This window comes from Sphingomonas sp., assembly GCF_019746665.1.
Classification (GTDB): domain Bacteria; phylum Pseudomonadota; class Alphaproteobacteria; order Sphingomonadales; family Sphingomonadaceae; genus Sphingomonas.
In genome coordinates this window covers 34535-48732 of record NZ_JAIERS010000005.1, presented here as the reverse complement: position 1 = coordinate 48732, position 14198 = coordinate 34535, and the positions used below count along the sequence as shown (strand labels likewise).

At 67.4% G+C, this 14198-nt stretch carries 15 protein-coding genes; 8 read left to right on the top strand and 7 right to left on the bottom strand.

Features of this window, described 5'->3' with window-relative positions:
• Positions 1–80 precede the first annotated feature (80 nt).
• A complete protein-coding gene (locus tag K2X73_RS03115) occupies positions 81–1178 on the top strand; it encodes a glycosyltransferase (RefSeq protein ID WP_294108467.1) in 1098 nt (365 codons plus the stop codon).
• A gap of 13 nt (positions 1179–1191) precedes the next feature.
• On the opposite strand, the gene K2X73_RS03110 is transcribed toward K2X73_RS03115, so the two are convergent.
• Both K2X73_RS03110 and K2X73_RS03105 read right to left on the bottom strand, forming a co-directional pair.
• Positions 1192–3597 carry a ligase-associated DNA damage response DEXH box helicase gene (locus K2X73_RS03110; RefSeq protein ID WP_294108465.1) on the bottom strand — a complete coding sequence of 802 codons (2406 nt, stop codon included), beginning with the start codon at positions 3595–3597 and terminating at the stop codon, positions 1192–1194.
• A 57-nt stretch (positions 3598–3654) separates the two neighbouring features.
• A complete protein-coding gene (locus K2X73_RS03105; RefSeq protein ID WP_294108463.1) occupies positions 3655–4950 on the bottom strand; it encodes a S41 family peptidase in 1296 nt (431 codons plus the stop codon).
• A 145-nt stretch (positions 4951–5095) separates the two neighbouring features.
• Here K2X73_RS03105 and K2X73_RS03100 point away from each other — a divergent pair, with 145 nt between their 5' ends.
• Genes K2X73_RS03100 through K2X73_RS03080 form a run of 5 tightly spaced genes read left to right on the top strand, consistent with a single transcriptional unit; the run spans position 5096 to position 8011 of the window.
• A complete protein-coding gene (locus K2X73_RS03100) occupies positions 5096–5422 on the top strand; it encodes a helix-turn-helix transcriptional regulator (RefSeq protein WP_294108461.1) in 327 nt (108 codons plus the stop codon).
• A 16-nt stretch (positions 5423–5438) separates the two neighbouring features.
• Positions 5439–5888: an ArsI/CadI family heavy metal resistance metalloenzyme gene (locus tag K2X73_RS03095; protein ID WP_294108459.1), complete on the top strand. Its 450-nt coding sequence runs from the start codon at positions 5439–5441 to the stop codon at positions 5886–5888.
• Entirely contained in the window at positions 5885–6292 is a 408-nt protein-coding gene (arsC, locus tag K2X73_RS03090) for an arsenate reductase (glutaredoxin) (RefSeq protein WP_294108457.1), read from the top strand. Before K2X73_RS03095 ends, arsC begins: the two co-directional genes overlap by 4 nt.
• Entirely contained in the window at positions 6289–6960 is a 672-nt protein-coding gene (locus tag K2X73_RS03085; RefSeq protein WP_294108456.1) for an MIP/aquaporin family protein, read from the top strand. The genes arsC and K2X73_RS03085 overlap by 4 nt, the downstream gene beginning before the upstream one ends.
• A 49-nt stretch (positions 6961–7009) precedes the next feature.
• Entirely contained in the window at positions 7010–8011 is a 1002-nt protein-coding gene (locus tag K2X73_RS03080; RefSeq protein ID WP_294108454.1) for a ligase-associated DNA damage response exonuclease, read from the top strand.
• Positions 8012–8014: 3 nt separating this feature from the next.
• On the opposite strand, the gene rpoN is transcribed toward K2X73_RS03080, so the two are convergent.
• The 5 genes from rpoN to K2X73_RS03055 form a co-directional block, all read right to left on the bottom strand.
• A complete protein-coding gene (rpoN, locus tag K2X73_RS03075; RefSeq protein WP_294108452.1) occupies positions 8015–9493 on the bottom strand; it encodes an RNA polymerase factor sigma-54 in 1479 nt (492 codons plus the stop codon).
• 140 nt (positions 9494–9633) lie between these two features.
• Complete coding sequence (lptB, locus tag K2X73_RS03070) at positions 9634–10404, bottom strand: LPS export ABC transporter ATP-binding protein (protein ID WP_294108450.1); 771 nt, start codon at positions 10402–10404, stop codon at positions 9634–9636.
• 91 nt (positions 10405–10495) lie between these two features.
• On the bottom strand, positions 10496–11062 hold the full coding sequence (locus K2X73_RS03065) for an LptA/OstA family protein (RefSeq protein ID WP_294108448.1): 567 nt from the start codon (positions 11060–11062) through the stop codon (positions 10496–10498).
• A gap of 6 nt (positions 11063–11068) precedes the next feature.
• Positions 11069–11710 carry an LPS export ABC transporter periplasmic protein LptC gene (lptC, locus tag K2X73_RS03060; RefSeq protein ID WP_294108446.1) on the bottom strand — a complete coding sequence of 214 codons (642 nt, stop codon included), beginning with the start codon at positions 11708–11710 and terminating at the stop codon, positions 11069–11071.
• On the bottom strand, positions 11703–12323 hold the full coding sequence (locus tag K2X73_RS03055; protein ID WP_294108445.1) for a ribonuclease D: 621 nt from the start codon (positions 12321–12323) through the stop codon (positions 11703–11705). The genes lptC and K2X73_RS03055 overlap by 8 nt, the downstream gene beginning before the upstream one ends.
• A 343-nt stretch (positions 12324–12666) precedes the next feature.
• Here K2X73_RS03055 and K2X73_RS03050 point away from each other — a divergent pair, with 343 nt between their 5' ends.
• Together K2X73_RS03050 and K2X73_RS03045 are read left to right on the top strand one after the other, a co-directional pair.
• Positions 12667–13446, top strand: a complete 780-nt coding sequence (locus K2X73_RS03050; protein ID WP_294108444.1) for a cold-shock protein — start codon at positions 12667–12669, stop codon at positions 13444–13446.
• 62 nt (positions 13447–13508) lie between these two features.
• Positions 13509–14021, top strand: a complete 513-nt coding sequence (locus K2X73_RS03045; RefSeq protein WP_294108442.1) for a GNAT family N-acetyltransferase — start codon at positions 13509–13511, stop codon at positions 14019–14021.
• The last annotated feature ends 177 nt before the right edge of the window (positions 14022–14198 follow it).

The window sequence follows — 14198 nt, the reverse complement described above, 5'->3', positions numbered from 1 at the left end:
TTGGGCATGGTCGGGCCGGGCAATAGGCGCTGCGGGGCGTCCCGTCGATGGGGTTCGGTGTAACGAGGTGAGCGTAAACGATGATGCTGCAGCCGACCCCGCCTGCCCAGCACATCGTCACATTCGCGCAGACACTCGCCGGGGGCGGGGTGGAACGCGCCATGCTGCGCCTGGTCGATGGCTGGCTCGATGCCGGGCGCCGGGTCACGATCCTGCTCGGCACCGGCGATGGCCCACTCGCGCGCGAGCTGCCCCCCGGGGCCGACGTGATCGAACTCGGCGCCACCGCGCTGCCGGCGCTTCGGGTGGCGCCGCGGCTGTTCCGCGCCCTGGGCGCCGATCTGCTGTTCTGTCCGGGCAACCACTATACCAGCAGCGTGCTGTGGCTGCGGCTCGCGCTCGGTCGCGCGATGCCCCCGGTGGTAGCCAAGATTTCCAATGCGCTCACTTGCCGGCAACCCGGTCTTGCCGTCGCGAACCGGCTGTGGCTTACACGGCATCCGGCGTTCATCGACCATTTCGTGGCGATGAGCGCGGCGATGCGCGGCGAAACGGTCGCCGCGCTCGGGGTCGCCCCGCAGCGGGTCAGCACCATTCCCAATCCGCCCGCGCGCCCGCATGCGCTCAGTCTGCCGGGTGGACTGCCCAAGGCGCCGATGTTGGTCGGCGTCGGCCGGCTCGAACCGCAGAAGCGCTGGGACCGGCTGATCGCCGCCATCCCGCGCCTTGCCGACCGCGCCGCGATCGCCGTGATCCTGGGCGAAGGCAGCCTTCGCGGCGCGCTGGAGGCGCAAGTGCGCGCGCTGGGCCTGGGTGGGCGGGTGATGCTGCCCGGCTATCATCCCGAGCCGACCGGCCATCTCCGCCGTGCCCGCGCGGCGGTGCTGACCTCCGATTTCGAGGGCGTGCCGAATGTGCTGCGCGAGGCGCTGGCACTCGGCACCCCCGTGGTGACGACCGAATCAAGCTGCGCGGTGCGCGAGATCGTCACCCAGCCCGAGCTCGGGACTGTCGTACCGCGCGACGACCCGGCAGCGCTCGTCGGCGCGCTCGACGCGTGGCTCTCGCCCGAAGCGCGTCGCCCGCGCCCGGTGCCGCCGCCGGGCATCGACGCGCCGCAACGCTATCTGGAGCTGTTCGACCGGCTGGTGATCGAACGCCGCGCGCTGGCGGCCTAGCCGGCTGACCAGCTCAATCGGGCCGCATCGCCTCCAGCGCCAGCGCCTCGGCCTCGATCAGCAGCGCGTCGTCGGCCGCGCCGGTCGCGACACTCTCGCGCCCGATCATCACCAGCACTGGCACCGCGAGCGGCGAGACACGGTCGAGCGCCACTTGCAGCATTGTCCCCTGCGCCCGCGCGAGCAGATCGGCGAGCCGGCCCAGATCGGTCATCCGTCCTCGCGCGTCATCCCACGCAGCTTTCAGCAGCAGGTGATCGGGTTCGTAGCGGCGCAGCACGTCATAGATCAGATCGGTCGAGAAGGTGACCTGCTTGCCGGTCTTGCGCTTGCCGGGATGCTGGCGCTCGACCAGCCCGCCGATGACCGCCACCTCGCGGAAGGCGCGCTTCAGCAGGTGCGAGCTTTCGACCCAATCGACGAACTCGTCGGCGAGGATGTCGGGCGAAAAAAGCGGCGCGGCATCCTCGATCGGCTCCAGCCCGTAAGCCGCGAGCGCATAATCATTGGCGACGAACCCGATCGGTTTGAGCCCGAGGCTCTCCATTCGTCGGGTGATGAGCATGCCGAGCGATTGGTGCGCGTTCCACCCCTCGAAACAATAAGCGACCATGTGGTGCCGCCCGCCATGCGGGAAGGTTTCGACCAGGAGCTGGCCGGGCGCGGGCAGGCGCGAGCGGCGGGCCTGCATTTCCAGCCATTCGGTGACGTCCGCCGGGAAGCGCCGCCACTCGGCCGGGCTGGCGAGGAAGCGGCGCACCCGGTCGGCCAGATGCGTCGTCAGCGGCATCCGCGCCCCGCCATAGCTGGGGATGCGCGCCGGGCGGCTCGACGCGCGCACCACCAGATCGGCGGTATCGATCCGCTCGACCTCCAGGCTGATCCCGGAGAAAAAGAAGGTATCGCCGGGGGACATGGTGGCGGCGAAGCTCTCCTCCACCTTGCCCAGCGAGCGGCCATTCTTGAACCGTACGTTGAGCATCACCGCCTCGACGATGATCCCGGCGTTCAGCCGGTGCTGCTTGACGAAATTGGGGTGGCTCACCCGCCAGCGGCCCTGCTCGAAGGTCAGCCGCTTGAAGCGATCATAGGCCTTCAGCGCATAGCCACCGTCGCGGATGAAGCCGAGCACTTGGCCGAACAGTTCGGCCGATAGCCCGGAATAAGGCAGCGCCATGCGCAGCTCGTCGAGCAATTCATCCTCGGCGAAGGGCGCGGCGCAGGCGCACGCCATCACATGCTGCGCGAGTACGTCGAGCGTGCCGGTGCGGAAATTCTCACCATCCAGCGCGCCCTCGCCGATCGCGTCGAGCGCCGCTTGCGCCTCGAGATATTCGAAGCGGTTGCCCGGCACGAGCAGCGCCTCGCTCGGCTCGTCGAGCCGGTGATTGGCGCGGCCGACGCGCTGGAGCAGGCGCGACGATCCCTTGGGCGCGCCCATCTGGATCACGCAATCGACATCGCCCCAGTCGATCCCCATGTCGAGGCTCGAGGTGGCGACCAGACCGCGCAATTTGCCCGCCGCCATCGCGCCTTCCACCTTGCGCCTGGCTTCCACCGAGAGCGAGCCGTGGTGGATCGCGATCGGTAGCTGATCGGCATTTTCCTTCCACAGATCCTGAAAGATCAGCTCGGCGAGCCCGCGCGTGTTGCAGAAGATGAGCGTCGTCTTGTGCGCCTTGATCTGCTCGATCACCTGTGGCGCGGCATAGCGGCCCGAATGCCCCGACCAGGGCACACGCCCTTGCGGCAACAGGATGCGGACATCGGGCGCCGCGCCGGGCTCGCCTTGCACCGCGCGCACCGCATCGAGGTCGCCATAAGGTGCGAGCCAGGCGCGATAGGCGTCGGGATCGGCGACGGTCGCCGACAAACCGACCCGGCGAAGGCCTGGCGCGATTCGCTGCAACCGTGCCATCGCGAGCGACAGCAGATCGCCGCGCTTGGTGGTCGCGAAGCCATGGATTTCGTCGACGATGATCGTTTTCAGGTTCGCGAACAGGGTGAAACTGTCTGGATAGCTCAACAACAGGCTCAGGCTTTCGGGCGTCGTCAGCAGCATCTGCGGCGGGCGGACGCGCTGGCGCGCCTTGCGATCGGCGGGGGTATCGCCCGTGCGGGTTTCGACGCGCAGATCGAGCGCCATCTCCTCGATCGGCGTGAGCAGGTTGCGCTGCACATCAACCGCGAGTGCTTTAAGCGGCGAGACATAGAGGGTGTGGAGCGTATCGGTCGGGTTCTCGATCAGCTCGATCAGGCTGGGAAGGAACCCCGCCAGCGTCTTTCCGGCGCCTGTCGGGGCGACGAGCAGCGTATGCTCCCCCGCGCGCGCGGCGGCGAGCATTTCGAGCTGGTGGCGGCGCGGCGACCAGCCTTTTTGCGCGAACCATCGGGTGAGGGGGGCGGGGAGCGGCGGCATGGGCGGCCCCATTATGGGGCGCGGCGTCGGGATTTGCACGGCCCCCGCCCCAGAGGGTTAGGGCGCCAGGATCAAGCGCACCGCGGTCTCCAACTGGGTATCGACACCCGCGCGCAGTTCCGCCCGGGTCGGGGCGATCATGTTATCGGGGCGCACCCCCACGCCTTCGAACGGTGCGCCATCGGGGAAGTATTCGCGCTTGGTGGAAACGCGGAACGACATGCCGAATTCGGGAAAAGCCATGAAATAGGGTTGGCCGGTCGAGCCGACCGAGGTTTCGCCCAGGATTGGGCCGCGCTTGCCGTCTCGGAAGCGCAGCACGAAATCCTCGCACGCCGAACCACAGCCGCCATCCATCAGCACCGCCGCCTTGCCGGCCCACGCGCCTGGCTGGGGTTGGGTGCGATCGCTGCCGATGCGGATCATCTGATTGGGCAGCGCCGCCACGCCGCCATCGAAAACCTGGTGCGCGTCACTCTCGGCGACCGTCAGCGGCGTTACATAGAGCGTTCCGCGATAAGGCTGCGTCATGATTGCGGCGAGAAGGCTCACCGGTGTCGAGCCGCCGCCATTGCCGCGCACGTCGAACAGGATCGCCCGCGCGTCCCCGGCCGCCTTCACCGCCGCGATCGCCGCATTCTCGAAGCGGGGATCATCGAAGCTCGGGATGCGGATGACGAGCACGCCATCGGGGCGTTTGGTCACGGTCACGTCGTCCGGCACCACCCGCCCGCGCAGCGGCACATCGGGCACCGCTGCTAGGTTCACCGGCACGCCGCGGCCGTCATCGGTGCCAAGCGTGAACTGGCGGGGCATCGCCGCGCGGTAATTCCAGGCGTAACGCTCCTCCTGCGCCACGTTCGACACCCCGACAAAGGGGCGGATCGGCGCAAGCCACTCGGCGACCGGCTTGCCATCCACCTTCACGATCACGTCGCCAGGGTTCAGCGTGGCGAGGCGCGAGGATGTGACCGTCCACTTCCCGTCGATCAGCGCGACGCGGAACGGGGACCGTGGCACGTCCTGCGTCAGTTGCGAATCGCTGAACCCCGTATGGCCGTTGCGCAGCGCCGCGAAAAACCGGATCGAGGCGAGCGAAAAGCTGCGTCGGTCCGGCGCGGCGAGCGCCTCCGCCAGATAGGCGCGGTAGCGCGCCTCGAAATCAAAATCGGCCGGCAGCCCCTCGGCATGAGCGAAATAGCGCTTGATGACGTGATAGGCGGTCGCCGCGATGTAGGCGCGTTCCGCGAGATTGGGATCGCGCACCGCCGGCGCGCTTGCCGGCTGCTGTGCCCGGAGCGGTGCCACTGCCAACAGCGCGACTAGCACCGCCCCCCGAACCCATTGCCGCATCCTGCGCCTCCATCGTCTTGGACGGTCGATTGTGTAACGATTGCAGGACAATTGGCTAGCGCCGTTCGCGCAAGCCAGGCCGCGAACCGGCGTTGACTCTTCGATAAAGTTCGAATATTTCGACTTGTATCGAAAGGAATCGCATATGGACCAGCCCACCGCCATAACCGCGCTCGCCGCGCTCGCGCAGGAGACGCGGATGACGGTGTTCCGCCTGCTCATCCAGGCCGGGCCGCAGGGCATGACCGCTGGCGATGTCGCGGTCGCGGCGAAAGCGGTGCCCTCGACGCTCTCGCATCACTTGGCCATGCTCGAACGCGCGGGACTCATCACCTCGGCGCGCGATGGACGCTCGCTGATCTACGCCGCCAACTATGCCGGCACGCGCGCGCTGCTCGCCTTTCTGATGGAGGATTGCTGCCAGGGCGCGCCCGAAATCTGCGCACCCGCCCTCGCCTGCGCCCAGGCCTGACCCAAGGAGACGAATGATGAAGCGCCTGCACGTCCATGTCGGGGTGGAAGACCTCGCCCAGTCGATCCGCTTCTACGCCACGCTATTCGGCGCCGAGCCGAGCGTGACCAAGGCCGATTACGCCAAATGGATGCTGGAGAATCCGCGCATGAACTTCGCGATTTCGGCGGGGCGCGGCTTTACCGGCGTCGAGCATCTCGGGCTTCAGGTGGAAGACGAAGCCGAACTGGCCGAAGTCTATGATCGGCTGAAAGCGGCCGACCGCCCGGTGCTGGAGGAAGGCTGCACCACCTGCTGCTATGCCCGGTCGGAGAAAAGCTGGATCAGCGATCCGCAAGGCGTGGTGTGGGAAGCGTTCCTCACGACCGGCGAATCGACCGTTTATGGCGGCGGCCCGGCGCTCGGCAGCATCGCCCCGGCCTCGGCCTGCTGCGTGCCCGCGGGCGCGAGCGAGGCCCGGGGATGAGCGTCACCATCTGGCACAACCCCGCTTGCGGCACCTCGCGCAACACGCTCGCGCTGATCCGCGCTACGGGCATCGAGCCGACCGTGATCGAGTATCTGCACGCGCCGCCGAGCCGGGCGGAGCTGGAGCAGTTGATCGCCGCCGCCGGCCTCACCCCGCGCGCGCTGCTGCGGGAGAAGGGCACGCCCTATGCCGAACTCGGCCTCGCCGACCCCGGCTTGAGCGACGCCCAACTGATCGACGCGATGCTCGCCCACCCGATCCTCATCAACCGCCCGCTGGTGGAAACCGAGCGCGGGGTACGGCTCTGCCGCCCCTCGGAACGCGTGCTGGAGATTCTCCCCGCCCCGCTCCCCGCCGATTTCACCAAGGAAGACGGTGAGATCGTGCCGGCGCGCGCGTGAGGACGCCACTCTCGCACAGGCTGGCGGCGGAGGCGCTCGGCTGCTTCCTGCTGTTTGCAACCGTGGTCGGCTCGGGCGTGATGGCCGAGCGGTTGGCCGGGGGCAATGTCGCGATCGCGCTGCTCGCGAATACGCTCGCGACCGCGGCCATGCTGTTCGTTCTGATCACGATGCTGGGGCCGATCTCAGGGGCGCACTTGAACCCGGCGGTCAGCCTGATCGCGGCGCTGCGCGGTGACCTTGTCTGGCGCGCGCTGCCGCTTTACGCGCTGGCGCAGCTTGGCGCGGGCGTTTTGGGCATCGTCGCGGTGCATCTGATGTTCGACCTGCCCATCCTCGACCTCTCGACCAAGGCGCGCGCCGGGATCGGCCAATGGACCGGCGAGCTGATCGCGACCTTCGGCCTGCTGCTGACGATCATCGGGACCGGCCGCCATCGCCCGGCCTGGGTGCCGGCGACGGTCGCGCTCTATATCGCCGCCGCTTATTGGTTCACCGCGTCGACCAGCTTCGCCAACCCGGCGATCACGCTGGCGCGGTCGCTGACCGACAGTTTCGCCGGGATTCGTCCTGGGGATGCGCCCGCCTTCATCACCGCTCAGCTTACGGGAGCGCTCGCGGGCGGCTGGGTCGGCGGCTGGCTGTTCGATCGGGGCGAGAGCGCCTAAACCGGGTTGCGCCCGTTGCCGATGGGCGGCGATGCCCCATATCGGCCCCATGGCAAGGCTCGGCGATTGGGTGGAGGCGCGACGGGAGGGCATTTACCTCCCGCTAATCGATGCCTGGATCGACCCCGCCGTTCCCGTTTACCGCGCGCTCATCACCCATGGCCATGCCGATCACGCGCGCGGCGGTCACCGGGCGGTGCTGGCAACGGCGGAGACGCTTGCGATCATGGCGACGCGCTATGGGCCGCAGCCGGGCGGGCAGGTGCAACCTTATGGGGCACGGATCGACCTGGGCGGCATCACCGCCAGCTTCCACCCCGCCGGTCATGTCCTCGGCTCGGCGCAGATCCTGCTCGAACATCGCGGCGAGCGCGTGGTCGTCTCAGGTGATTACAAGCGCCGCGCCGATCCCACTTGCGCGCGCTTCGAGCCGGTCGCCTGCGACGTCTTCATCACCGAGGCGACCTTCGGCCTCCCCGTCTTCCGCCACCCGCCGGTGGGCGACGTGATCGACAAGCTGCTCGGCGCTCTCCACGCTGCCCCCGAGCGCTGCGTGCTGGTCGGCGCCTATGCGCTCGGCAAGGCGCAGCGGCTGATCGCCGAACTGCGCGCGGCGGGCCATGCCGAGCCGATCTACCTCCACGGCGCGCTGCAGAAACTGTGCGACCTATACGCGGCGCATGGCGTGGCGCTCGGCGAGCTCCGCCCGGCGACGAATGCGAGCAAGGCCGAACTCGCCGGGCGGATCGTCGTCGCGCCCCCGTCCGCGCTGCAAGACCGCTGGTCTCGCCGCCTGCCCGAACCGATCACCGCGATGGCGAGCGGGTGGATGCGCGTCCGCCAGCGCGCGGTGCAGCGCGGGGTCGAGCTGCCGCTGATCCTTTCCGACCACGCCGATTGGGACGAGCTGACCGACACGCTCACCGAACTCGCGCCCGCCGAAACCTGGGTGACGCATGGCCGCGAGGAAGCGCTCGTCCATTGGTGCGAGACGCGGCAGATGAAGGCGCGGGCGCTGGCGCTTGCGGGGTTCGAGGATGAGGATGATTAGGGGTTAGCCGCCAAGCGCCTTCGCCCGCCGGCGCTGCACGCTCGAGCCAATCCCTAGCGCCTCGCGATATTTGGCCACTGTCCGCCGGGCGATATCGAAGCCCTTTTCCTTGAGCAGATCGACCAGTGTATCGTCCGACAGGATCTGCGATCCTTCGCCCGCGATCAGTGCCTTGATCGCTGCTTTCACCGCCTCGGCTGATACCGCGTCGCCGCCGTCGGCAGCGGCGATCGCCGAGGTGAAGAAATATTTGAGCTCGTAGAGCCCGCGCTCGCAGGAGAGATATTTGTTGCTGGTGACCCGGCTCACCGTCGACTCGTGCATCTCGATCGCCTCGGCGACCTGGCGCAGCGTCATCGGCTTCAGATGTGCGACGCCGTGGAGGAAGAAGGCTTCCTGCTGCTTCACGATCTCGGTCGCGACCTTCAGGATCGTGCGCTGGCGCTGGTCGAGCGCCTTCACGAGCCAGTTGGCGCTCGCCAGCATGTCGCTCAGCCAAGCCTTGCCGTTCTTGTCTCCGCCGCCCGCGACTTCGGCGTAGTAGCCGCGGTTCACGAGCAATTTGGGCAGCGTCGCCGCATTCATCTCGATCGCCCAGCCGCGCCCGCGCCGCGCGACATAGATGTCGGGCACCACCGGCTGCGGCGGCTCGCCCCCATAACGACAGCCGGGCTTGGGATCATAGCCGCGCAGCTCGCGGATCATGTCGGCCATGTCTTCGTCGTCAACGTTGCACAACCGCTTCAACCGACCCAACTCGCCTCGAGCGAGCAGATCGAGGTTGTCGATCAACTTCGCCATGCACGGATCGTAGCGGTCGGCCTCTTTGGCCTGGAGCGCGAGGCACTCGGCGAGATTGCGCGCGCCCACGCCCGTCGGATCGAAGGTCTGGATGATCGCCAGCACCGCCTCGACCCGGGCGAGCGCCACCCCCAAGCGGTTGGCGATGTCGAGCAGCGGCACGGTGAGATAGCCACACTCATCGATCTGATCGATCAGATGCGCGGCGATGAACATGTCGGCGCCCGCCACCACCAGGCCCGCCTGGGCGAGCAGATGGTCAGCGAGGCTCTCGCCATAATCGGCGAGCAGATCGAGGTCAGGCGCTTCACCCCCGGCGGTCGCGCCGTTCAGGCCGAGCGCGCCGTCCATCCCCATGCCGTCGCTGGGCGAATCATGGTGGAAGGTCTCGACGCTCAAATCGACGTCCAGCGCCGCCTCCCCGGCCGCTTCGCCCTGGGTGAGCAGTTCGTCAGCTGTGGCGGGACCATCGCGCGGGGGTAGCGCGTCAACCGGCTCTGGCGCGGGCGGCGCGTCGGGATCGGGCGCCGCTTCGAGCAGTGGGTTGCGCTCCATCTCCTCGGCGACGAACGTTTCCAGCTCCAGGTTCGACAGCGCGAGCAGCTTGATCGCCTGCTGCAGCTGCGGCGTCATCACCAGCGACTGCGACTGGCGCAGATCGAGGCGCGGGGCGAGGCTCATCGCGGCTTCAAGATCACGAAGCCCCACCCTCCGGTTGGGTGACGCACTTGAACGTAGCGATCACGGCGCCGCCCCCGTGCAGCGGCAGGAGCCTTCCAGCTAAGGAGCGCACCGCGTCAAGGCTCCCAATCGCCGCCATCTCACAACGAGAAAGTCTCGCCCAGATACAGCCGGCGAACGTTGGCGTCGTTCACCAGATCCGCCGGCGCGCCGGTGAACAGCACACGGCCATCATAGATGATATACGCGCGGTCGACGATCTCGAGCGTTTCGCGGACGTTGTGATCGGTGATCAGTACACCGATACCCCGCTTTTTCAGCCGGCAGACCAGATCGCGAATGTCGGCGATCGAAATTGGGTCGATCCCCGCGAACGGCTCGTCGAGCAGGATGATCGACGGATCGGCCGCTAGCGCGCGGGCGATTTCGGCGCGGCGCCGCTCGCCGCCCGACAGCGCCATGGCCGGCGCATCACGCAGCCGGGTAAGGCCGAACTCGTCGAGCAATTGGTCGAGCCGGGCGCGGCGGGCCTCGCCATGGGGCTCGACCAGTTCGAGCACGGTCAGGATATTGCGCTCGACAGATAGCCCGCGGAAGATCGAGGTCTCCTGCGGCAGATAGCCGAGCCCCAGGATCGCGCGCCGGTACATGGGCAGGCCGGTGATATCGACGCCATCGAGCATGATGCGACCCGAGTCGGGCTTCACCAGTCCCATCACCGAATAGAAGCAGGTCGTCTTGCCCGCGCCGTTTGGACCCAGCAGCCCCACCACTTCGCCATGCCCGACCGACACCGAGACGTCGGTGAGCACCGGGCGCTTGTCATAGGCCTTCGCGATCGACACGACCGTCAATCCGGCCTCGCTGTCGCACACCGCTTGGCGAGTCGAAAAAGTAGTCACATCGTCCATGCTGGTCTCGATCCCTGGCCGGGTGGCAGGCTTCTTGCTTCCAACGCGCGTCCAGCGTCTTAGCGCTTATCCGGCGGCGGGGTAAGAGGGACTATTGGGGCGTCGGCAATGGGGCTTGCGCGGGTGTGCTCGCATCGTCACGCTTGGGCACGGAGAAGCGGCCGGTGACGCGCCCGACCCCGCTGCTGCTGCTCACCCCGCCCCCGCCCGCGACGCTCGACCCATCGAGCACCGCGCGGTTGGTGTCGAGATTGAGCGTCAGCCGCCCACCATTGCTGGTATTGCCATTCTGCACCAGGCGGACATTGCCCACCATCGTCACCACCCGGCGGTTCAAATCATAGATCGCGAACTGACTGCGCGCAACTTGATCGGGCCGCGTGACGACCACGCTGCCGGCGGCGTCGATGCGTGAGATCTGCTGGCTGCCGTCGACGATTCGACCCGTATAGGCGAGCGTCATGCGATCGGCGTTCACCGTCATCTCCGCTTGGCGGACGACGACATTGCCGGTCAGCACCGCGCGGGCGGCCTTGTCCTGCACCTCGGCGCGATCCGCGGCGACATCGACGGGCGCGTTGCTGTCGTGCCGATTATTCTGGGCACCGGCGGGTCCGGCGAGCAGTAGGCCGGCAAGGAGCAAGGGGGTCCGCTTCATGGCCGCCTATTTCCGCTTTCGCGGCACGATCCGCAAGCGCGCATCGCCATCGAGCACCAGCATGTCGTTGACCAGATCAGCGCTCATCCGGTTGGCGCTAAAGTGCCCGCCATTGGGCAAGGCGCCATCGACCGGGGCATTGCTATGGAGATGCTCGCCCTTCAGCTCGAGCGTCGCGTCGCTGGTGGTGACGGCGTAGCCGTTCGCCGTATCAAGCCGAACATCGCCGAGCAGCCCGACCTCGTCGCGGCGCATGTCATAGCGCCCGCGCGTTGCCGCGAGCGTCGCCGGTCCCTCGGGCAGCGCAATCTCACCGGACAGGCCCTGCAACTGCACGATCGGCTCGGCGGAGCTCTTTTGCACCGCTTGCTCCGCGCTCAGCATGAAGGTGCGGCCGCGCGCATCGGCGCCGCGATAGACCGCGGTCTGCAAGCGCAGCCGCTCGCGCGACACCTGCACCTTGTTGCGATCGAGCAGGAACGACACGTCGCCGCCGCCCCGCAGCGGCATGAACACGAGAAAGGCGAACAATACGCCGATCAGCACCGGCAGCACGGTACGCGACGCGCCGACAACGCGATCGTGGCGGCTGCCGGGCCGCGCCCAGTGCCGCCGCGCAGACCGCGTGCGCAGCGCGAGATCAGACATGCGCGAACAGATCGATCTCGGGCCAGCCGGCCAGATCGAGTTCGGCGCGCCACGGCAGAAAATCGAAGCATGCCTGTGCAAGCGCGGTCCGCCCCTCGCGCGCCAGCCGCACGTCGAGCTCGGCCTTGAGCGCGTGGAGATACCGCACGTCGGACGCAGCATAATCGCGCTGCGCGTCCGACAGCTCCGGCCCGCCCCAGTCGGAGCTTTGCTGCGCCTTGGAAAGATCCTGCCCCAAAAGCTCGCGCACCAGCTCCTTCAGGCCGTGGCGATCGGTATAGGTGCGGACCAGCCGCGACGCGGTCTTGGTGCAATAGACGGGCGCGGCGGTCACGCCCAGATAGTGGCGGATCGCCGCCAGATCGAAGCGCGCGAAGTGATAGAGCTTCAGGCGATCGAGGTCGGCGAGCACCGCCCGAAGATTCGGTGCAGCATAGCTGCTGCCGGGGGAAAAGCGCACAAGATGCTCATGGCCGCTGCCGTCGGAGAGCTGGACCACGCACAACCGATCGCGCGGGGTGATAAGCCCCATCGTCTCGGTATCGACCGCGATGCTCGCGCCCGGGGCGAACACGCCTTCGGGCAGATCTTCTTCGTGGAAATGCACAGCCATGCGGCCCGCCTAGCCGCTGGCGCGCGCCGGCTCAATGGTGTGTCGGCTCGATTCGCGATTGGCGGAGGCCTGATTCGGCAGGAAGCGTTTGCGAGGCGGCTACGCACCCGCCCGTCGCGCATCGAGCGCCCCAATTGGTCGCACACGGCGTGCTTTATGGCCTAAAAATGGCCGTCAATACGTTCATCTACCTTATTTACCCACGATTCTAGTCGCTCCGCCTAGCCATTTGGGCTATGGATAACCGTGACGCATGAGGATATGGGCGTCCAAAGACCTGCGTTTGTCGTCCGGACGCTCGGTTCTTGCGTGTGTGTAGGGCGAACCGGGAAGACGAACAGGGATGAGTTTCGATAAAGGGCGCCGGGGTGACCGCGGCGGGCGCGGCAGAGACAAGCGCGACAATTGGGGCGGTGACGATTTCGGCGGCGGCTTCGGCGGCGGCGACCGGTTCGGCGGTGGCGATCGTTTTGGTGGCGGCGGTGATCGCTTCGGCGGCGGCGGCTTCGGCGGTGGCGATCGCTTCGGCGGTGGTGGCGGCTTCGGCGGCGGCGGCGGCGGCGGCTTCCGTGGCGGCGGCGGTGGCGGCGGCCGGATGCCCCCGCAGGTCGTTGGCCAGGGCACTGGCGTCGTAAAATTCTTCAACGCACAGAAGGGCTTCGGCTTCATCGTTCGCGATGATGGCGGGGAAGATGTGTTTGTGCATATCTCGGCGGTCGAGCAGGCTGGCCTTGCCGGCCTTGCCGAAGGGCAGCCGTTGGGTTTCACGCTGGTTGATCGCGGCGGCCGCATTTCGGCGACCGAACTCAAGATTGACGGTGAGCCGATGCCGGTGACCGATCGGGCGCCGCGCGCGGCAGGCCCGGGCGGTCCCGCCGGCAGCGGTGGTCCGCAGCGGCAGCTGACCGGCGAGAAGGCGACCGGTACGGTCAAGTTCTTCAACGCGATGAAGGGCTTTGGCTTCATTCAGCGCGATGATGGCCAGCCTGATGCGTTCGTCCACATCTCGGCGGTCGAGCGGGCAGGCATGCCGACGCTCAACGAAGGCGACCGGCTCGAATTCGAGCTGGAGATCGATCGTCGCGGCAAATACGCCGCGGTAAACCTCGCCCCCGTCCAGTAAAGCTAAGGCCCGGTCGTTCCATGTTGGCGGCGGCCGGGCCAATGCTTGAGTCGGGCGATCTGATGATTCGCCGCGCTGATGCCGGCGATATTCCGGCACTACACGAGCTGGTCGAGTCGGCTTATCGCGGTGACACAGCCAAGCGCGGTTGGACGCATGAGGCCGATCTACTCGGCGGTCAGCGCACCGATCACGCGATGCTCGGCGAGATCATCGGCGATCCCGCTCAGCGCATTTTGCTCGCCGAACAAGGCGGGGCGCTGACTGGATGCGTGCAACTGAGCGCCAAAGGCGACGGCATCTTCTATCTCGGATTGCTTTCGGTCGCGCCGGCCGCCCAGGCGGCGGGGCTCGGCAAGCGCTTGTTGCAAGCGGCCGAAACCGAAGCAAGCCGCGCCGGGGGGCATGCGATCGAAATGACCGTGATCCGCCAGCGGCCCGAATTGATCGCTTATTATCAGCGGCGTGGCTATGTGCTGACCAGCGAAGCACGCCCCTTCCCCTATGGCGACCCCCGCTTCGGCCATCCGACGCGTGATGATCTGGATTTTGTGGTACTGGTGAAGGCGCTGTAGTTGCTGGTCGCAGTGAGCGGGGGCGGAAGTGCGATCGAATCGCTCGCATCCGTCCGCTGCTATCCTCGCCCAAGGTTTGGCGATCCGCTTATCGGGAATGTTGCGATCTCAATTATCCCCCAGCCATTCTAGCTTGGGGGCCGTGCCCCGGGAAGCCGTGACGGCGGTACTGCTGAA